The 20,877-nt window shown below is 56.4% G+C and carries 17 protein-coding genes; 8 read left to right on the forward strand and 9 right to left on the reverse strand.

Translation table 11 applies throughout. The features are described from left to right. The first annotated feature begins 29 nt into the window (after window positions 1–29). The 6 genes from B2R17_RS00295 to B2R17_RS00320 all read left to right on the forward strand — a co-directional run bounded on the left by B2R17_RS00295 (window position 30) and on the right by B2R17_RS00320 (window position 9,038). Window positions 30–872, forward strand: a complete 843-nt coding sequence (locus B2R17_RS00295) for a metal ABC transporter ATP-binding protein (protein ID WP_286762375.1) — start codon at window positions 30–32, stop codon at window positions 870–872. Further along, a complete protein-coding gene (locus tag B2R17_RS00300; protein WP_008653841.1) occupies window positions 872–2,206 on the forward strand; it encodes a metal ABC transporter permease in 1,335 nt (444 codons plus the stop codon). The genes B2R17_RS00295 and B2R17_RS00300 overlap by 1 nt, the downstream gene beginning before the upstream one ends. Continuing rightward, the gene (locus B2R17_RS00305; protein ID WP_008666314.1) at window positions 2,203–3,657 is read left to right on the forward strand and encodes a metal ABC transporter permease; all 1,455 of its coding nucleotides are present in this window, start codon (window positions 2,203–2,205) and stop codon (window positions 3,655–3,657) included. Before B2R17_RS00300 ends, B2R17_RS00305 begins: the two co-directional genes overlap by 4 nt. After that, entirely contained in the window at window positions 3,654–5,696 is a 2,043-nt protein-coding gene (locus B2R17_RS00310; protein ID WP_286762376.1) for a tetratricopeptide repeat protein, read from the forward strand. Before B2R17_RS00305 ends, B2R17_RS00310 begins: the two co-directional genes overlap by 4 nt. A 102-nt stretch (window positions 5,697–5,798) precedes the next feature. Beyond that, a complete protein-coding gene (locus B2R17_RS00315; RefSeq protein ID WP_286762377.1) occupies window positions 5,799–7,460 on the forward strand; it encodes a sulfatase family protein in 1,662 nt (553 codons plus the stop codon). Between the two features lie 54 nt (window positions 7,461–7,514). Beyond that, window positions 7,515–9,038 carry a sulfatase-like hydrolase/transferase gene (locus B2R17_RS00320; protein ID WP_286762378.1) on the forward strand — a complete coding sequence of 508 codons (1,524 nt, stop codon included), beginning with the start codon at window positions 7,515–7,517 and terminating at the stop codon, window positions 9,036–9,038. 27 nt (window positions 9,039–9,065) lie between these two features. Here B2R17_RS00320 and B2R17_RS00325 read toward each other — a convergent pair whose 3' ends face one another. Continuing rightward, window positions 9,066–9,719, reverse strand: a complete 654-nt coding sequence (locus tag B2R17_RS00325) for a hypothetical protein (protein ID WP_008653833.1) — start codon at window positions 9,717–9,719, stop codon at window positions 9,066–9,068. A gap of 238 nt (window positions 9,720–9,957) precedes the next feature. Between B2R17_RS00325 and B2R17_RS00330 the strand changes: the two genes are divergently transcribed. Then, entirely contained in the window at window positions 9,958–10,707 is a 750-nt protein-coding gene (locus tag B2R17_RS00330; protein WP_286762379.1) for a tetratricopeptide repeat protein, read from the forward strand. 76 nt (window positions 10,708–10,783) lie between these two features. Here B2R17_RS00330 and B2R17_RS00335 read toward each other — a convergent pair whose 3' ends face one another. The 5 genes from B2R17_RS00335 to B2R17_RS00355 all read right to left on the reverse strand — a co-directional run bounded on the left by B2R17_RS00335 (window position 10,784) and on the right by B2R17_RS00355 (window position 15,076). After that, complete coding sequence (locus tag B2R17_RS00335) at window positions 10,784–11,737, reverse strand: ion transporter (RefSeq protein WP_286762380.1); 954 nt, start codon at window positions 11,735–11,737, stop codon at window positions 10,784–10,786. Then, entirely contained in the window at window positions 11,734–12,306 is a 573-nt protein-coding gene (locus tag B2R17_RS00340) for a DinB family protein (RefSeq protein ID WP_286762381.1), read from the reverse strand. The genes B2R17_RS00335 and B2R17_RS00340 overlap by 4 nt, the downstream gene beginning before the upstream one ends. Beyond that, window positions 12,306–13,634, reverse strand: a complete 1,329-nt coding sequence (locus B2R17_RS00345; RefSeq protein ID WP_286762382.1) for a leucine-rich repeat domain-containing protein — start codon at window positions 13,632–13,634, stop codon at window positions 12,306–12,308. Before B2R17_RS00345 ends, B2R17_RS00340 begins: the two co-directional genes overlap by 1 nt. A gap of 144 nt (window positions 13,635–13,778) precedes the next feature. Further along, window positions 13,779–14,258: a tRNA adenosine(34) deaminase TadA gene (gene tadA, locus B2R17_RS00350; RefSeq protein WP_008653827.1), complete on the reverse strand. Its 480-nt coding sequence runs from the start codon at window positions 14,256–14,258 to the stop codon at window positions 13,779–13,781. Further along, complete coding sequence (locus B2R17_RS00355; RefSeq protein WP_286762383.1) at window positions 14,255–15,076, reverse strand: family 16 glycoside hydrolase; 822 nt, start codon at window positions 15,074–15,076, stop codon at window positions 14,255–14,257. Before B2R17_RS00355 ends, tadA begins: the two co-directional genes overlap by 4 nt. Before the next feature lie 62 nt (window positions 15,077–15,138). On the opposite strand from B2R17_RS00355, the gene B2R17_RS00360 reads away from it, so the two are divergent. Next, on the forward strand, window positions 15,139–15,561 hold the full coding sequence (locus tag B2R17_RS00360; RefSeq protein ID WP_286762384.1) for a VanZ family protein: 423 nt from the start codon (window positions 15,139–15,141) through the stop codon (window positions 15,559–15,561). Between the two features lie 44 nt (window positions 15,562–15,605). On the opposite strand, the gene B2R17_RS00365 is transcribed toward B2R17_RS00360, so the two are convergent. The 3 genes from B2R17_RS00365 to B2R17_RS00375 all read right to left on the reverse strand — a co-directional run bounded on the left by B2R17_RS00365 (window position 15,606) and on the right by B2R17_RS00375 (window position 20,593). Further along, window positions 15,606–15,803 (reverse strand): hypothetical protein, encoded by a 198-nt coding sequence (locus B2R17_RS00365; RefSeq protein ID WP_008653819.1) that lies wholly within the window; start codon window positions 15,801–15,803, stop codon window positions 15,606–15,608. Then, complete coding sequence (locus tag B2R17_RS00370; protein WP_286762385.1) at window positions 15,800–18,844, reverse strand: VWA domain-containing protein; 3,045 nt, start codon at window positions 18,842–18,844, stop codon at window positions 15,800–15,802. The genes B2R17_RS00365 and B2R17_RS00370 overlap by 4 nt, the downstream gene beginning before the upstream one ends. A 210-nt stretch (window positions 18,845–19,054) precedes the next feature. Continuing rightward, entirely contained in the window at window positions 19,055–20,593 is a 1,539-nt protein-coding gene (locus tag B2R17_RS00375) for a nucleoside permease (RefSeq protein WP_286762386.1), read from the reverse strand. Between the last annotated feature and the right edge of the window lie 284 nt (window positions 20,594–20,877).

The following is a 20,877-nucleotide window of genomic DNA, read 5'->3' on the forward strand; positions in this document are numbered from 1 at the left end:
CCGCTATTCCAGCCCCCCAGTGTTAGTCCATGAGTTCGTCCGCCCCCCCCGCCGATTCCTTTGTTTCGAACAAACCCGCCGGATCAACCGGCGACGGGGAAGGGTCGTCATCCATTGCGTTGAAGGTTGACGATCTAACGGTGGCCTATCATCGCAAACCAGTCATCTGGGACGTCGAACTGGAAATTCCGGCTGGCAATTTGGTCGGCATCGTCGGACCCAACGGAGCCGGCAAGAGCACGCTTCTCAAAGCCGCCATGGATTTGATTCCTCGAGCCTCGGGCCGAGTCGAGGTCTTTGGAGAACCCTACGCCAAATCCCGCGGCCGAGTTGGTTACGTCCCACAACGCGAGAGCGTGGACTGGGACTTTCCGGTGGATGCACTCGATGTGGTGACGATGGGTTTGTACCGACGTTTGGGTTGGTGCATGCCGGTTCGCAAAAAGCATCGCGACTTGGCTCGGGAAGCACTGGCGAGGGTCGGCATCGCTGACTTGGCTCACCGTCAGATCAGCCAACTGTCCGGTGGCCAACAACAACGCACCTTCTTGGCGCGAGCACTTGTCCAAAACGCGGACTTGTACTTGATGGATGAACCGCTTGCCGCCGTTGATGCGGCAACAGAGGCGGCGATCATTGATCTGCTACGTCAGATGCGTGCCGATGGCAAAACCGCTGTCGTCATTCATCACGATTTGCAATCGGTACCGGACTACTTTGACTACGTCGTGTTGCTGAACATGCGAGTCGTTGCGTCAGGCAAAACCGAAGATGTCTTCACCAGCGAAAACCTGCAGAAGACTTATGGCGGCCGTCTGACTTTGTTGGACGAAGCGACCGAAGCGATGCGTCGTCGGGAACGTTCGATCTGATGACCGAGCAACTTTGGCGGGTGATCAGTCTGCAGGATCACAACACACGAGTCGTGATATTTGGGGCCGCAATGCTGGGGCTCGCCGCTGGACTGGTCGGTTGCTTCACGTTGCTTCGTCGCCGAGCGTTGGTGGGTGACGCTCTCGCGCACGCTGCGCTGCCCGGTATTGCGATCGCTTTCCTTTGGGTGACCGCGATGGGCGGCGATGGTCGTTCTTTGCCGGTCCTGTTGGCCGGAGCCACCGTCTCGGGAATGTTTGGGATCGCGTCCATTCTGATCATCCGTCGTGGCACTCGCATCAAAGAGGACGCTGCGTTGGGGATCGTGCTGAGTGTTTTCTTCGGACTGGGCTTGGAGTTGCTCGGCATCGCCCAACAGATGAAGAACGGCAACAAAGCTGGGCTGGAATCGTTCATCTATGGCAAGACCGCTTCGATGGTCGCGAGCGACGCGTGGTTGATCGCGATCGCATCGTTGATCTGTGTGGTGATCTGCGTGGGGCTGTTCAAGGAATTCAAACTGCTCTGTTTTGACGAGGCCTTCGCTGGCTCGCGAGGCTACCCGGTCGTGTTGCTCGACGCGGCACTGATGAGCGTGGTGGTGGTGATCACGATCATCGGTCTGCAGGCGGTCGGCCTGGTTTTGGTGATCGCGTTGTTGGTCATCCCCGCCGCATCGGCTCGGTTTTGGACGGACCGATTGGTTTGGATGATGGTGCTCTCGTCAGCGATCGGAATGGTGGGTTGTTTGGTGGGAGCCGCCGCCAGCGCGATGCTGCCAAGACTGCCGAGCGGAGCGATGATTGTGCTGACAACCGGCGTGGGTTTTCTCATCAGCTTCTTTGTCGGTGCCCGGCGTGGTTTGCTAATTCGAATGTGGCGTCGTCGGTCGCTCAATGCCAGCATCGATCGTCAGCACCTGCTGCGAGAACTCTACGAATTGTTCGAAACCGATCCGAGTCGGCTGTCGGTCTCTTGGGATGAACTGGTGCAAGCCCGCAGTTGGTCGAACAAACGATTGCGTAAAATTTTGGAACAGGCATCCAGCGACGGATGGATCAGCGAAAACATCACGAAGATGGAGTTCGCCCTCACCAAACGAGGTGAATCGGAAGCTCGCCGGCTGACACGGCGTCACCGATTGTGGGAACTGTATTTGATTCACCATGCCGACATCGCTCCCCAACGAGTCGACCGGGATGCTGATGCGATTGAACACGTGCTGGAACCTGAAACGGTTGCTGAACTCGAATCGCTGCTCAACGCGGAATTGGGGGAACGTCGCATGCCGACCGACCCGCACGCTTCATCCACCGAAGGAGTCGAAGCATGATCGGGTTGGCAGAGACCGAACCATTTTGGATGGTCGAATGGAACTGGGCCTTGGACGGTTGGATCGTCGCGGCAGGAATGCTGTGTGCGGTCGCTTCATCGCTGCTTGGTTGCTTTTTAGTGCTACGCCGCATGAGCCTGCTTGGCGATGCGATCAGTCACGCGGTGTTGCCTGGTTTGGCCGCCGCATTTCTCATCTCGGGCAGTCGAAGCAGCGGCTGGATGTTCCTCGGTGCTGTCATCGTGGGTGTTCTCACCGCACTGCTATCAGACTGGATCCACGTTCGCGGTGAAGTCGACGAGGGCGCCTCCATGGGCGTCGTCTTCACCACGTTGTTCGCCGCCGGCTTGGTGATGATTGTGTTGGCGGCTGACAAAGTGGATCTTGATCCCGGATGCGTGCTCTACGGTGCGATTGAATCCACGCCACTGGATACTTGGGCGGTCCCCATTCCGATTCTCGGTTCGACCGACGTCCCTCGCGTCGTTGTGGTTCTATCGATCGTGACTCTGATCAACGCGGCGTTCGTCATCTTGTTCTTCAAGGAACTGAAGATGGCGACCTTCGACGCTGAACTGGCCACATCCAGCGGATTCTCGGCCAAAGCGATTCACTATGTATTGATGACCTTGGTCGCCGTCACGGCCGTTGCCAGTTTCGAAAGCGTGGGCAATATATTGGTGGTTGCCATGCTGGTGGTTCCCGCCGCGACCGCTTATTTGCTGACCGATCGCTTGGGCATGATGATCGTGCTGGCGTGCGTGATAGGCGCCGCCTGCGCTTGGGCCGGTCATGTCGCCGCCGTCGAGATCCCAACATGGTTCGGGTTTCGCAGCACGACCACCGCCGGCATGATGGCGGTTGCCACCGGATTCGCATTCACGCTGGCTGTCGTTGCATCACCTCGTCGTGGATTGATACCACAGTTGTGCCGCAAGCATTGGCTGCGGTGGACCATTTTGACCGACGACGTGCTGGCGTTACTCTACCGAATGGAAGAAAAGACGTTGGACGAGCGGCCGATCGCCGACGCAATGGCAATGCAAGCCGACCTGGATGCGTGGATGGCTGATGTGTTGCTGACCAACCGTTTCGCAATCAAATCAGCGGTCAAGTATCACGCATGGCGAGGCCGCATCGAAACGACTCAAGCGGAAGCTTCGACTTCGACGAGCACTGCCAATGTCGAAAATCAATCGGAAACGCTTGTCCCAAAGTTGACCGATGTTGGCCGAACCGAAGCGGAATCACTGGTTCGCTCGCACCGTTTGTGGGAACAGTATTTGGTCACTCGCGTGGATCTGGAAGGCAGCCGGATTCACCAGAAAGCACACCAGCTCGAGCACTTCACGGATCGTCAATTGCAGGACCAACTCGATCACCAAACGGATTCACCAGAGAAAGACCCGCACGGCAGCCCCATCCCCTCGGCAAGTGACAAACAATCATGAGCGCCAGTCTGGAATCCAACCCTCCCGCGTCGGACGAGCCCTCTCGCAGCACCAGCACGCTTGTGACGGCGATGTTGGCAGCGGCACTTTTTGCGTTGACCATGATCGCGTACTTGCCTGCGATCCAAGGTGGTTTCATTTGGGATGATGACGATTACGTCACCGAGAATCCAACGCTCCACACGGTCGGCGGACTGATCGCGATCTGGACAGATCCGTCTGCGACACCTCAGTACTACCCCATCGTTCACAGCTCGTTCTGGATTGAGAATCACCTTTGGGGCCTGAATCCGATGGGCTATCACTTGGTCAACGTGATCATCCATTGCACCAGTGCGCTGTTGCTTTGGCGTGTGCTTTCACGTTTCTCGGTTCCGGGTGCCTACGTCGCGGCACTGCTTTTCGCTGTTCACCCGATGCACGTCGAATCCGTCGCATGGATCACCGAACGAAAGAACGTGCTGTCGGGTTTGTTCACACTGCTGACGGTTCTTTGCTGGCTGAGGTACTGGGACTTCACTCAACCAGAGTCCTCGGATGAGTCGACGCCGAGGAATCGACGTTGGTATGCACTCGCGTTGCTTTGCTTCATCGCCGCACTGTTGAGCAAGACGGTCGCGTCGACGTTGCCTGCCGCCTTGATCGTGATGATTTGGTGGAAACGTGGCACGGTTCGGCTGCGAGACTTCACCGTCCTGGCTCCCTTCTTCGTGATTGGGATCGGAATGGGTTTGCTCACCGTTTGGCTGGAAAAGTTCCAAGTGGGTGCCAGCGGCATCGACTGGGAACTGTCCCCGTGGCAACGCGTCTTGATCGCGGGCCGAGCCCTTTGGTTCTACGCCGGAAAACTGGTTTGGCCGACCGAGTTGATCTTCACCTACCCACGTTGGGAAATTGACGTCACGTCTTGGACCCAAAACGCATTCCCGATCGCAGCCGTTGCCGTGATGGTCACGCTGTTCTTGATGCGTCACCGATTGGGACGCGGGCCAATCGCAGCGGTTTGCTTGTACGCCGGAACGCTGTTCCCCGCGTTGGGATTCTTTGATGTTTATCCCATGCGTTTTTCCTTCGTCGCCGATCACTTTGCCTACATGGCCAGCGTTCCGTTGATCGCATTGATCGTTGGCGTGGTGGCAACCTGGCTTCAATCCAAAGAACAGGACGACGAAGAAGAATACGGGCTGGGCCGATACCTTCCTAAATTGATGGCAGCCGGCGCAGCATTGCTGTTGGCTACGGTGGCATTCAGCCAAGCGACGATCTACAGCGGACTGGAAGTGCTTTGGCGCGACACGCTGGAAAAGAACCCGAACTCGTTCATGGCTCACAACAATTTGGGTGCCTTGCTGAACCGACGTGGCGACTACCTCGAGGCCGAAACGCATCTGCGTCGCTCCTTGGAAATCAAACCGAACTTTGCCGACTCGGTGATCAACTTGGCTCAGGCACGTCAAAACCTGGGTGACCTGGAAGAAGCACTGTCGCTTTACAACCGTGCCACCGAACTGAACCCCGGACTCGCCGAAGCCTACAACGGATTGGGCGCGACCCAAGGAATGATGGGTGACTTCGAAGCGTCTGAAGCGACACTGAAACGAGCCATTGAAATCGACCCGAACTACGCCAACGCTTACGGGAATTTGGCAACGCTTCGTTCCGCACAAGGACGCAACGAAGAGGCGATCGAATTGTTTCAAAAGGCGGTGCAACTCGCACCGGAACGAATGGACCATCGCACGAACCTAGGTCGCGTTTTGATGTCGGCCCAGCGATGGGAAGACGCGATCGAGGTGTGGCAAAGCGTCCTGGACGAATCCCCGGAAGACGTCAGTGCACTTTTGAATCTCGGTGTGATCGCTGCCAATCAACAACGGACGAAAGACGCCATCGGCTACTTCGAAAGCGTGTTGGAAATCGTCCCCAATCACCTGAGTGCAACTTACAATCTCGGCGCGATGCACGATGCACTTGGGAACACAAACGAAGCCGAGCAGTACTTTCGACGAGCCGAGCGTCTTCAACCTCAACAACAGTAGGTTGCCACTGGGCGAAAAATGACCTCGTGATGCGAATCCGATACGGGATTGGAATACAATCCACCCTGTTAACTTCGCTTCCCAAGCATTGTCGGCTTCAATATGCGTTCGGATTCGCCCAGGGTTTTCCCTCACTTGCCGCTTCGGTTCATTCGATCAAATCGCCTTCGATCCATTGCGATTCTGGCCGTCGTTTTGGTTTGTTTGGCCGTCCCGAATCGCAACGTGATCGCCCAGCAAAACCCGGTGATCACTTCAACGGACACTCGGCCCAATGTGATCATCGTCTATACCGACGATCAGGGTTTCGGGGATGTCAGCAGCATGAATCCCGATGCGAAATTCGAGACGCCCAACATGGACCGCCTCGCAAAAGAAGGGCTGACGTTTACCAACGCTCATTCCAGTGACAGCGTTTGCACGCCTTCACGCTACGGATTGCTGACCGGACGCTACAGTTGGCGGACAACGCTCAAGCGAGGCGTGATGGTTGCCGAGGGGAAGTGCTTGATCGCAGACGATCGCATGACGCTTGCATCGTTCCTTCGCGACGAAGGGTATCAAACCGGCATGGTGGGCAAATGGCATCTTGGAATGCAGTTCCCTGGCACACCGGAGAATCGAGATTGGTCGCAACCTGTTCGCGACATGCCGCTCGATAAGGGCTTTGACCATTTCTTCGGAATCCCCGCTTCATTGAACTACGGAGTATTGGCGTGGTTCGATGGTCGTCACGCTGCGGTTCCTCCCAAGTTGTGGACCGGAAAGAAACCGAACAAACGTCATGTCGATTACCGCATCAAACCTCCCTACCAAGAGACGGAGGCCGAAGCCCGAAAGCGTTTCAAGAAAACAACCATCGAGGTCGCAGACGACTTCATCGACAATCAATGCTTGACTCGTTTCACCGACGAAGCGATCGAGTGGATCACGGAAGTCACTGCCGCACCCACCAATGAAAGCGCGTCGAGCGCACCACCATTCTTCCTGTACCTGCCGCTGACCTCGCCGCACTATCCCATTTGCCCATTGCCCGAGTTTTGGGGGCAAGGAGACTGCGGCGGCTATGGCGAGTTCATGATTGAAACGGACCACCACCTCGGGCGATTGCTGAAGCATTTAGAAGACAACGGGCTGAGCGACAACACGCTTGTCGTTTTGACCAGCGACAACGGTCCCGAAAAATCATGGAAGCAACGCATCGATGACTTCGGTCATCACAGCAATGGTTCGTATCGAGGTGGCAAACGCGATATTTACGAAGGCGGTCACCGTGTCCCCATGCTTGCCCGGTGGCCCAACGGCATCAAGCAACCCGGCCGCACCAGCGATGCGTTGGTGGGTCAAGTCGACCTGCTAGCGACCGTAGCCGAACTGCTCGGCCAACCGTTGCCCGACGAGGCTGCCGAAGACAGCCAAAGCTTTGCATCCATCCTGCTCGATCCGTCCTACGAACATCACCGCGTTCCCTTGATCAACCATGGCATCAAAGGCGAATTCGCGATCACCGCGAGCGACTGGAAATGGATCGCACCAAGGCGAGACGATGATGATGGAGAACTCTACAACCTCGCCAGCGATCCATCAGAGTCCAAAGACATTTCATCTGATCACCCAAATGTTGTTCGCCGTTTGCAAAACGCTCTGACAAAGATCGTCGTCAACGGACGAAGCACTCCCGGCGATCCTCAACCAAACGACACCGGCTACTGGAACGATCTCCGTTGGATTGAACCTTCACAGTACACCAGCCCCAACCCCTGATCACGCGAATCACCTACCGAATTGCCCCTCCGCTTCATCCCCGAAGAGATCCCCATGCGTCCCCTCAGCCCCGTCGCCGGATGGCTTCCTTCCATCGCGTTGTTCACCCTCGCGTTTGCTTCGACAGTCAACGCCAACGAACGCCCCAACTTTTTGGTGATCGTGGTCGATGATCAATCGCCACTGGACCTCAAAATTTACAACCCGGATTCGCCACTCGACACACCCAACATCGATCGCTTGGCGGCTTCGGGAATGGTGTTCGACGGGGCCCATCATATGGGCGCGTGGTCGGGAGCCGTTTGCACTCCTTCACGTCACATGATCATGACGGGACGAACCGTTTGGCACCTTCCTCAGCGACGCCCCAAGAACGCAAAAAAACGCAAACAGAATCAAAGCGTTCGCTACCCAGACGAAAAGCTGGCACCCGAAGACCTGCCCGAATACACCATGGCGGCGATCTTCAATCGAGCGGGTTACGACACGATGCGAACCTGCAAGAAAGGCAACAGCTACCCCGCCGCCAACGAGCAATTCACCGTCGTGCGTGACGCAACCAAGCGTGGCGGAACCGAAGAAACAGGCAGCGCATGGCATGGCAAACAAGTGCTGGAATACCTCGACCAACGCGACGCGGCATCGGATGAAGATCCGTTTCTGATTTACTTTGGTTTCTCGCATCCGCACGACACGCGAGATGGAACCCCTGAGTTGCTCGCCAAGTATGGAGCAACCAATCACACCGACCGTGAGACGTTGCCTCCCGCGAATCCGAAGCAACCGCCGTTGCCGCCGAACCATTTGGATGCTCACCCGTTTCATCATGGACACCCAAATCTTCGCGATGAAGTGAGTGTCAAAGGCGTCTGGGATCGTCGCGACGAACGAACGATCCGCAACGAGCTCGGGCGAGAATTTGCTTGCAGTGAAAACATCGACATTCAGATCGGCAAGGTCCTTCGTCGTCTCGAAGAGATGGGCGAACTGGACAACACCTACATCGTTTACACGTCCGATCACGGAATGGCGATTGGCCGCCATGGTTTGCAAGGCAAACAGAATCTCTACGAACACACTTGGCGAGTCCCATTCATCATCCAGGGTCCTGGCATTCCAAAGGGGAAACGTGCCACCGGCAATTTGTACCTTCTCGATCTGTTGCCCACTCTGGTCGACCTCGCGAAAATTGATCCGCCCGAAACACTGGAAGGGCAGTCGCTGCAACCAATCCTTCGCGGCGAAAAAGACGTTCTTCGTGATGTCCTCTATGGCGTCTACTGCGGTGGCACCAAACCGGGCATGCGAAGCGTGAAGAAGGGCGATTGGAAACTGATCAAGTACGACGCGTTGGATGGCAAAGTCCGCGAAACTCAGTTGTTCAATTTGGCAGCGAATCCGATGGAATACTTACCCGAACACAAACGAGAGTCGGAACTCGAAACGGACCTCGCGGAGAATCCAGCTTACGCCGAGAAACGTCAGGAACTGGAGGCCTTGTTGCTGTCGGAAATGCAGCGTTTGGACGATCCCTATCGCCTTTGGGACCAACCGCAAGAGACGTCGGTCAATCCTTGATCGGATTGCTTTCAACCAACGACTGGTTCACTTCCGAAAAATCGCGAGTCCGCCGCCCACGATCCAGGCATCGGATTCGCGTCCATCCGTTGTGACCCAGTAGCGTCCAAAACCGGTCAACCGCGCATGCGGCGTCCACCAAAAGTGGGCACCCACTTCGGGATAGATCGACGCCATGGTCAGATCGTATTCGGTGTCTTCTTCACCGAGTTCATCGGTGGATCCATCCTCGTCGTTGTCGACTCCGTCATCGTCCGCATCAACCGTCTCCCAGTTCATCCCCAAGTAGCCACCGACTCCCACGAAGGGCGCCAATCGAGTTGGAGTCTGAAGACGCAAACCAGTGTCGAGGCCAATCGAAGCTTGATCCCAGCCCGCAGCACCAGATAGCGAAAGCCTTTGGGTGAGGTAGGACGTCAGGTAATTTTCACTGCCTACGTCCGCGACAAAACCGCCGCCCGAATTTGACCGATACGCGGCACCAGCGGAAACGTAAGTGCCCGAGGCACCATTCAAGAACCGCGCGTCGCTGGCTTGTTTCACTTTGCCAATCGGATCCGACTTGGGAACACCTTCGGCATACTTTTTCGCGTATTCTGGATGCTCCATCGCCCAACGTGAGTGCGTCAGACCGGTCGGCAACCGACATCCCGACGACATCAGCCAGGCACTGCCAGCCATGAGCCACACGAAAGAATACAGAATGGGTTTCACAAGATCGTCGTCATTTGCTCGATAAAATTCTTGTCGCCAGGATGGTTCACCCTCCGCGTTATCATACCGCTTCCCCCCAATGCAACCCGAGTCATGTGGCATAGGCCTCCGAGCCTCCGACCTGTGGAGAGAATGATGCACATGCAGGGCACACAGCGTGGAAGCCTATGCCAATTTCCGATCAGTCCCCAAGAAAATAAAGACCATGATCACTCGTCCTCGCCAAACGCTCAGCACATTTATAGTTTTCGCTCTCTCACTGACGTGCCTGACCAGTCCCACCGCGAATGCACAACCGCCCAGCGTTGATCACTCGGACCGTCATGAACGCTCGATCGAACGCGCCCAATCCAATTTGCGAGCCGATGAGTCTGGGGCCGCGAGCCGAGAGGTCGCATTGGCGGATGCGTTGCTGCGAGGTGGCAAAGCGGACGAGTCCATTCCTCACTACGAAACCGCGATCAAACAATCGCCTGACATGCGGCCGTATCTTTGGCAGTACGGCATCGCTCTCTTCTTCGCGGGGCGTTTCGATGATGGACGGGAATTGTTTGAAGCTCATCGACGCGTGAACCCCAACGACGTCGAAAACGCGGCATGGCACTTTCTCTGCGAAGCCAAAGCCAACGACATTGATTCGGCTCGCAAGCTGTTGTTGCCTGCTCCGGGCGACCGCAGAGTTCCAATGTCAGAGATCCTCGATCGCCTACCAGGCGGAGATGCGACGAAAATCGAAGCGGCGGTGAACGCGATCGATCATCCGATGTCCAAACAATCCGCTCGTTTCTACGCCGATTTGTACTTGGGTCTGATCGCGGATGCGGAGAATAAACCAGACGAAGCTCTGCGATTCATGACGCGGGCGGCCGAGACACCAATGACCCACTACATGGCCGACGTGGCTCGTGTTTATGCGGATCATCTGCGGTCTTCGTCCAAACCCAAAGAACGCTAGAGAGCCCGCCTCTTCGCATCCACCACCGCCGCCCGAAGGTGGTCCACGATAGCGTCAACCTTGTTAATCCGCTGGCCTATGTCGGCGTTGCTTCGGGGGCAGGTTCCGGGAGGATTGCTTCGTCCAACCGATGTCCGCAACGATCGCAGTGGACCGCTCCGGATCGATGGTTTGACAAACCACACTGCGGGCACGGATGGTGCTCCGCCGCGGAAGCAAGCTTGCCAGACAACTCCGCGCTGACAAACCCGGTTGGAACGATGATCAATGAATAACCGAGCAGAATCAGAGCGGCTGAAATGATTTTGCCAATTGTTGTGTGGGGCACGACGTCTCCGTATCCAACCGTGGTCATCGTCACGATCGCCCAATACATCGCTTGCGGAATCGAAGTGAATTCACTGTCGTGGTATTGGCCCATCAACACCGTTTCGATCTGGTACATTAGCGTGCCACTGATCGTGACCGCGACCAAGACAACCGCCAAAAAGACAATGATCTTTTCGCGTGATTTCCAAACCGCATCCGCAAGCTCATCGGCCTGGCTCATCATCCGCCAAAGCTTCAGCACTCGAAAGACTCGCAGCAAACGAACGCTGCGAAGGATGACAAATGACTTGGCCGACCTGCCAACAAACAACGTCAAGTAGCTCGGCAAAATACTGAGCAGATCGACGACGCCCCAAAAGCTAAACGCGTACTTCAGCGGATGCCGTACGCAGTACAACCGAAGCGCATATTCGATTGTGAACAGGATGGTGAGAATCCATTCGGCCACCCAGAATCCAGTCGCAATCGAACTAGCGGGTTCGGTCGAATCCGGACTTCGTTGAAGGTCGTACTCGGGGACGGTCTCCAGTGACACCAGCACAATGCTGGCGATGATGGCGACCAACAACCCGATATCGAAACCTCGACCGAGTGGTGAATCAGCCTCGAAGATCACATCGTAGAGCGTCTGCCGCAAACCGGACTCGGCGGGACGCTGGATCAATCGACGCCGCAACACTTTCTCGGTCGCGGTACTCATGTCATTTGAGGACCGCGAGGAACGTGAATATCACATCGCTGCTCGATGATTTCCAAGTGATGCAGCAGATGACCAGCGGTCACCCACGCCATCCCTCGGACGCTGATCCGATTGCCATCCACCGTGCCAACGTTGTCCCAAGCTCGCGGATTGATTCGCCGCAGCAATGTGGTGTTGGCTTGCCGGCAGTACCCCAGTTCAGAAATCAGCTCTCGCATGTTTCCCAACCCGAAGCGTGCCGCGGCGTAAGCGTTTTCATCCCACGCCGGTTGGTTGCCCTGATCTCCCGCCGCAATTCGCAGCATTCGATCGCCGCCAATTCGCTCCGCATCAACGCAGTGCTCGACCACCTGACGAATCGTCCAAGCGTAGGGCTTGTGAACCTTGTCGATCTGTTCTGCCGAGAGGCTACCGGCCAACTCGCAAACCCAATGCAGTTGGTCATCCATGGCCTGAAGAACGCACTCGCCAGGAACACGACTGGCGAGTTCACGGTGGTAGTCGAGTGACAGTTCATCTTCGCCGGGCCGGCGACTTTTGGAACGACTCGCGGTAGCACTTGCTTGCATCAGTTTTCAAACTCAATGACTTGGAGGTCAGGATGATTCTCAGCCAATGTGTCAATGACATCGAAACCGATGCTGGTGTTGGCAACGTTCATGCTCTTGAGATTTGGAAGCTTTGCCAACTCAAGGAAACTGTCGTCGCCAAGTTGCGTTCCAGCAACATTCAACGTTTTCAACTTGGTCATTTTCATCAGCACAGGCAACGATTGATCGGTCACCGAAGTGGACTTCAAATTCAACTCTTCCAAGTTGACCAGTTCGCCGAATGCCTCCAACGTCGCATCGTTGGTTTTGGTTTCCCAAAGCCCAAGGTAAGTCAGACCTGTCAATTCACCCAGTTGAGCGATGCCTTCGGGAGATGCCAAACGGCATTCTGAAATATCGACGTAAGTCACGGCAGGCAATTGCGAGATGACTTTCAAACCATCGTCATCGACCGAAGAATCGCGAAGTTCGAATCGTGCGAGAGCCTTGTTGTTGGCGATGTGCTGGATGCCTTCCCCGGTCACGTCACAACCACGAATCCGTAGGCGTTTGAGTTTGGAGAGCCCTTTGAGTTCAGCCATCGATGCGTCATTGATCTTGGAATAGTCACCCTGCAAATACTCGAGTGTCGGGGTCTGGCCCAGCATTTCCATCGTCGGCCCATTGATCGTCGTGCAGTAGTTGAAATTGATGGACTTCAGCGGCAGCGGTGCAAGCTTGACCAATCCTTCATCAGTCACCTTGGACTTTTCCAACTGCACATCGGCCAAGGTTTTGATCTTGGCGAGCGGGTCCATTCCGGCATCGCCGATGTTCGTGTTCCGCAAATCGATCGCTCGCAACTTGCTCAAACCGGTGAGCAACTCCAAGCCATCATCCGTAACTCCGGTGCGTCTTAAGAACAAACCTTGGACGGAATCCAGCTTGCCAGCGGTCTTCAGTGTTTCGTCGGTGATCGCCGTGTCTGATAGCGTTAGATACTTCAGATTGGGCAACGAAGTCAGGTTCTCCATTCCCGCATCATCAATGCCGGGACCGTTGAAGGTTGCTTCTTTAGTGTTCGGGATGCCACTGAGGTATTGCAGAGATTTCTCGATGCCACCCTTTTGATTTGCGATGGAAAACTCCACAACGTTGCCGTCATCGTCTTTCGTCAGGATGTAACCGGCTTCCGTCAATGCGGCCACCGCTTCGGGATCATCTGGCGTTACTTCCGCAGGAACGCTGACCACCGTTTCCTCAACTTCAGGCGTCTTTGATTCCGCGTCGGAGTTGGAGCGGGAACAACCGGTCAGCGTCAAACCACCGAGAAGCAGTCCGGTCAAATACAAACGATGAAGGGTCATGAATCGTGGACTTGGGAAAGAGAGCGAATTCAGTTTCATTTTGGCGTGAGGCGATTGGCCTCGGGATAGGTGGGGAGGGCGTAACAGTCGGCAGCGACTGGGGAGGTCCTGCATTCTAGCGTCAATTGACTTCCACTTCTTCCCCTACTTTTTCCCCAATGCCCGCTTGGCGGAGAAGAACTCGGTTAATAAATGGCCGCACTGTTCTGCCATCACCCCGTGCGTGATTTCGCAGCGATGGTTGAGACGAGAATCTGTCAACACTTCGTACAAACTGGTCACCGCCCCGGCCTTGGGATCGCTGGCCCCAAACACAACTCTCGGCACGCGAGCCTGCAGGATCGCACCGGCGCACATCAGGCAGGGTTCGAGCGTCACGTACAACGTGGTTTGCTCTAGCCGCCAATTTTCGATCGAAGCGGCCGCTTGGGTGATGGCGATCATTTCGGCGTGAGCCGTGGGGTCATGCAAGGCTTCGCGTTGATTCGCGGCGGCGGCAATCGCCGATCCCGACCGAACAATGATCGCTCCGACCGGAACCTCGTCTTCCATCGCGGCAGACTGAGCCATCTCGATCGCCCGCTGCATCCAGTGACGATCGATGTCCAACGGATCCAAACTCATGGGTTGCCCACCGGTGTCGTCTCAGAGGTTTCTTTTGCGGACGCATCGTCACCAGCGGTGCCGGCCAGACTGCGGAACTCAATCCCTCGAACTTCGCTCTCGCACTGGAAATTGGCGATCCCCACCGGCAGACATGGATCCATCTCGATCCGGATATCGAACGTGTGCTCGGATCGGTTCACGCTGCTCCACTCTAAGTCATCGATCCAGACCGTGACGTTCTCTTCGTCGACGCGGGCTCGAATGCTGTACCACTGCTTGTTTTTGAAATCTTTGTAACTGGTCGTTTCATTGCTTGAGGCATCGTTGCCGTCGATGCTGCTGATTCCGACGACACCGCCGCCCCAGCCGCCCAGGACAAAACTGCAGTGCTCTTCGCCAACGGGAAATGTCACCGCGGCAAAGAAGTCAAATCCATCGGTCCGACGGGCTTGCAGTCGCAGCTCGTAGTTTTCTTTCGGAAACTCACCAGTCCAACGGATTCCAGTCAGCGGGTCGCCCATCCCCAGACGGAACAGTTTTCCGTTCGCCGGACGCTTCTCAGCCGCGTCCTCGGATTTCTTCTTCCAAATTTCTCGCGTGACTTCGCCGTCGCCACCGAAGTGGGCATCCTCCCATTTCCCCGCCAAAGGACGCCATTTCACATCTGATTCCCCCGCTTTTTCCGCGGCCGGAGCGTCTTCGGCAGCAGCAGGGGGAGTTTCCGCGGACTGGCAAAATGCGGAAGATGGGACAAGTGCGAGCACGAGAGTCGCGAAGAATGCCCGCGACGCCGGAAACGACGCCAGGTTGATCGAAGGAGTGGATTGCTGACGCACGATAGAGACCTTTAGCAAACGAATTGTCGTAGACGCCCATTGTCCTCGCGAGAGCACCGCTGATGCAACCGGTCACCAAACTTCGACTGCTCGGCTTTCGATTGGCTGTGATCGCGTTGGCTGCTTACTGGACCGCCATCTTTATCGGCACCCATCTACCGAAACTGCCCAAGTCTCTGCCGTCGGTGAATGACAAGGTGATGCACTTCACGGCCTTCTTCGGGCTGGCGACGCTGCTCTGCTATTGCACGACCTCCACCCGGGTGTGGCGTCGGTTCTCGATCATCGTGGCGATGTGCTTGGTGTACGCCTGCGTTGACGAATTGACGCAATCGCTGGTGCGAGGCCGACATTCCGATGTGATGGATTTCCTAGCCGACGCCGCTGGAACGCTGACGGCCGTGATCCTGTACGCGACTGTTCGCTGGGCTTGGTTCAGCCATCGTCAATCGTCCGATGCAGTCCGCTCGCCATCGGCGACTTGAGCGATGAACGACGCTGCATTCGAGCCGGTGCTGGTTCTCGCGTGCTAACTGTAGATCGCAAACAGAATCGGGAACCCGATCCCGACAATGGTGTGCAGTGTGATTGCGAACCAATACGGGCCGGGCGACTTCTCTCGCTCGACAACCATCTTGTCCGCTGCCCAACCGAGCATGGCGCAGCCGGTGAACAGTTCCAGCCCGATCAGCAGCAACGCGAAAGCGGCGAAGACCAACATCATCATTTCTTCTTCGCCCGACGCTTGGCCTCGAGCAATCGCTCGGTGTAACTGGTTGGAGAAGACTCATCGCTGCCACCTGCCGTCGACGCCGGCCGCGACGCGTTCGGAGCCTCACCAGATCGTCCCGACGACGAATCCAACCCAGCAATGTCGGATTCCTTCGATCCGCCAATGTCGATCGACTCAGGTTCAAACCGTGGGCTGGCTCTTCGCTGCATGTTGACGTCTTCCTTGGTTTGACGCAATTGATCCAACCGTGCGACCGTTGCCGTTGCGGGCTGGGCTTCGCCGATCATTTGCTTCCACCAAGACTTCAAAAAACCGAAGCGAATGGCGACGCGTCGAACCAACACATCGGTGAAGAACAACACGCACGCCGCCAGCACAAACCAGGGCCACGCATCACGAATGCGACGTGCCAACGGCAAGCCACCTCGGAACGTGTCCCGCGACAGCAACGCGTCGTCAAGGACAGCTTCCAAAGGCTCAGTCACCAAGCCAGCTTCGCCACCGTCGGGTCTCATCGAAGCCAACTGTGCGATCAGTGTTTCGTTCGTTTGGCGATACCGGAACTCTTCGCTGTACGGCACGGTGACTCCCGTGGACAACGGCGCATTGCCTTGTCCAGGTATGACGTTGACGAAGTACGTTCCTGCTCGATCGATCGGGAACGAGCCCTCATAACGTCCCGGTGCGGTTTGCTCCATCTCCAACATCAACGGTTGCAGCTCGGGATCCAGGACTGAGCCGCCGACTTCCAAGAAGTTGAGAAAGGAATCGTCTTCGCCAAGCGCGGTCACGATCACATCGACCATGTTGTCTCGCACTTGTGTCGCCAAAGAAAATTGGCCGGTGTCGCCGGTGGGACGCATCAACCAACGCACTAACTGCGAATGCAATTTTTCATAACCGGGCCATCCCGTCCAAGCGTTGGTCCAACGTGCCCCGGCGTCGGTTGTGAGCACAGCGGAACGCCCCAGACCATAAGTCCAAGTCGCCAAGATCGTCGCGTTTTCGGGTGTACTGGGTTTTGGCGACTGAGCGATCACCTGAACGAGCGGACTGTCTTTGACCTGGGTCATGACAAAACCGGTGATCGGTGGCAACGAGTCCACCCCGTCGACCACGGGGTGCGGAAAAATGATCTGCGGCGTGACGCCACCGGGTGGCTCATAGATCAGCGGACGAGTCACCCGGCGGGCTTCGCGTTGGAAAATTCCCGGCAATGCTCGACCGGATTTCACAGCGTAGTATTTGCCACCGGTCGCTCGAGCGATGTCTTGCAAACGCCTGCTGTCAGACAACCCATGCGACTCAACCGCAACGGTGCTGATCGTGATGCTGTTGTCCTTGAACGCTTGGATGACGCTGTTGCTGGGCGGTCCCGGGTCACCGTCGCTGATGATGATCAGGTGTTTGACGGATGCATCGGTGCGAACCAATCCGGTCACCGCCATCCGCATCGCCGGATCGAACTCGGGCATGTCACCTGGCGTCATTCGACCGACAGCCGCCAACATCGCGCGGCGATTGGGGCCGACTTCCAACATCCCCTTGGATCCGCCCCACAACCACTTGTCGCCGTTCATGGTCCAGTGAACCACTCCGGCTTTGTCGGCGCTGCCGAGTTGCTCGATCGCGGCAATTGAAATCTGCTTTTGCCAGTAATTCCCCTGCGCCATTTCGCTGGCGTGCATGATCAGAGCCAACGCCCCGACACCTTGCACCTTGGTGTTCTTGATCTGGAAATCAACCGGCATCGCCTTTTCGAGCTCCGTGCCGGTCCAGCCACCTGCACCCAGCGATTCCGGTCCGCCAATCATCAGCAACCCGGCCCCGAGTTGCTGAGTGTTGCGGACCAACATTTCGATTTGGTCATCGCTAAACGACGTGATCGTTTGAGTCGTCTCGCCGGACACTCTGGCCACACCAGCCAAGATCACCGCATCGTAAGGCTGCAACTCCGCCAACGATCCAAAGAGCTGCGTCGTTGGCATCGGCGTCACTTCGATGTTGGAATCACGCAACGTTGCGATCAGCAATTCGAAGTCGCCAAGGTCCTCCGGCCCGTGAATCAACAGCACACGACCTTTGCCGCGCACGTAGGTGTACCCGGTCGCGCTGTTGTTCTGCGTCAGCGAGTCATCCTCGTCTTCATCCGCGATGAACTCAGCTTCGTAGGTGTAGGCCGCCGGTTGATCGATCTTGTGCTGCAGCGGAAACACATTCTTTCCCGGTTGCAGCTCGACGGTCTGCTCCAGCAACAATGCTTCTTCGCCAGCAACTTTTTGCTTGACCCTCAGTCGCCCCGACACGGGTTTATCAGGGTCGGTCGACTTGGCACCTTGGCGATCGACCACGATCCGAGCTTCGAACGGTTGGCCTTTGCGAATGTTGGTTGGCAAATCGATCTTTTCGACCAACACCTCGCCTCCGGCCTCTTTCAAAACCGGAACCACATCGATTCCGATTCCGGCGTCGACAATGCGGCTGCCGATCCGGCGGGCTTCGCCCATGTTCTCGTTGCCATCGGTCACGATCACGATGCGACGTGACGTGTCCTCGGGCATCGATGCCTGAGCAAGATTGAGCGCCGTCTCCAGGTTGGTCGCATCAGTACGTTCGAGCAAACTTTCTAGACGACGGATCGGTGGCACGTTGTCGTCGTATGGCGGAATCTCGATCATCGCGTCTCGACCGAAAACGATGATGCCCGCTCGATCGCCTCGCGTTGCATTGCGGTGCCGACGAACCGATTCGATTACGTAGTCGAGCATCGCCGTTCGTTTCGATGACGGGATGCTCTCGCTTTGATCCAGCACGTACATGACCGTGACTCGATCGCTGGTCCAAACCAGTTGAACTCCGGCCAGAGCGGCAACAATCGCTGTCCAAACGACAGTCCGTACGATCAAAGCAAACACGCGTCGCCATGCACCCAGCACTCGCAGATGCGACCATCCCATCCACCACAGCAATGGCAACGCCATCAACCACCAAAGGTAGTCGGGCGATTCAAAACCGAGGCGAAAAGGAAATGTCACGTCAGAGCCCTGTCTGGCAGAGAAAGCGATATGGCTGAAGAAGCGATCTTCCACCCGCGATGTCGCGGCTCTGCCAACCGGCTCGCCGTCACATCCCTCGCTCCATCATAACGCAGGATCCAACCGCGGGGTCCCGCGGTTTCGACGCCAATTCGCCAAGTGAACGATTTCGCTCAAACCACCGCCGGCAAAGTCTCGATCGTGGGCCGATCAAACAGCGGGATCAGAAGGAACGGGCTCGGCGGTCGCTGCTTCGGCCGCTTCGGGTTCCGTCTCGGTTCGGTCCCAAAACGTCAACGCAAAGACGACAAAAATGATCGCTGCCATGATCGCCGGCGACAACCAAAAGTCTTTCCATTGCCCCATCGTTTCCGCCAGAATCGCTGCATCGAGTCCTTCCGGTAACGCTCTCGAAAACATCTGCGTGAACGTCTCCAGGAACGACAGCGACGCTGATTCGCCGCGAGCGTCGGCCAATGCTTCCACGTAGGTTGGTGACGAAGTGACCTGCTCGCCATAACGTCCAAACGTCAAATTCAACGGGATGAAGCCGAACAGGTTTCCGCCCGCCATGATTCGGTAACCGAAGAACATCCCGACACCTTGAGTCAAAAACACCAACAACCCTTGAGCTTGACCGCGAATGCCAAGCGGAGCCTTTTGGTCGGTGTACATGAATCCCGTCACGAAGAAGAAGTCATAGCAAATGCCGTGCAGCGCCACCGCGGCAAGCAACATCCACGTCGTTTGATCCGGGGCTCCGTAGGCGAACAAGGCGTATCGCAACACCCAACAAGCCATCCCGACCAGGATCATCACCTTCACGCCCAGGCGACGGAAGAAGAACGGAATCAACAACATGAAGATGATCTCGGACATCTGACCAATCGTCATCGTCGCGGCGGGCTCGGCGAATCCTGTTTGATTCAAATACGTCGCGGTCATGCCGTAGTAGTAGGCCAATGGAATGCAGATCAACGTCGAGCAAATCGCGAAGATCAGGAAGTTCCAATCCTTCAGCAACGTGAAGGCATCCACCATGAACAGCGATCGCATGTCCATCGGCTTGCCCTTGAGCGGCGGTGGGGTGTGCGGCAGAAAGAAACACAGCACTCCCAAAGCCAAGGAACTGAAAGCACCCAACCAAAAGATGTTGTATGACGACGACCAGCCGAAGATCCCGACGGTCAAACCAGCCGCGATCCATCCGATGGTGCCCCACACGCGAATCTTTGGAAAATCGTTCTGGCTGGGAATGTTCGAAAACGCGATCGTGTTCCCCAGCCCGAGCGTCGGCATGTAGCACAGCAAGTAAGCAAGGATCATCCACACCAACGTTTTTCCGGCGGTGTTCTCTTCGGCTTGGGAAGCACTGAACGCTTCCGCTTCATAAGTCCCCGCGGCTCGCATCGCATCCGCGGTCTCATTCGCGAACGCCGACGCATTTTCGGCCAACCCCGGTATCACCAACATGATGCCGCCGCCCACCAGCATCAGCATTCCCATCACACGTTCACTGGCAAAGAAGCGATCGGCGACCAGTCCCAAAAACAACGGTGCAAAGATTGCTGCGATAGGAGCCGCCTCGTACGCACCACCGATGAATGCTCCCAACAAATTCGAATCCATCGCGGCGGACAAACTCGCAAACCAAGCTCCCCACGCGAAAAATTGAAGGAACATCATCAACGACAACGAAGGAACGATCCAACCGGCGGCGGATTTAGAATTGGATTCTGCGTCTTGCATAGGAGTCGGCACTGGGAAACGAGGCAGGTGGTTTCGAGGTGGGCTGTCCGGCCGCAATCATCACGTTGGGCGAGGTGAAATCGCACGACAGCGAACGCGGATCGGCACATCTTAAGTCAATTCACCCAAGCCGTGTTTTCGCTCGGCAGTAGTTTGTTGGCCACTGAAGCGATTGATTCAACCATTCCCGCGCCGGAACTTTCGGAGTGTCTTGGACACAAATCAAATTCAGCGACCCAGCGGTTCCGTACCAACCCAACTTGCTAGCGAGCGGCGCATCTGAA

It is taken from the genome of Rhodopirellula sp. UBA1907 (genome assembly GCF_002337565.1).
GTDB lineage: Bacteria > Planctomycetota > Planctomycetia > Pirellulales > Pirellulaceae > Rhodopirellula > Rhodopirellula europaea.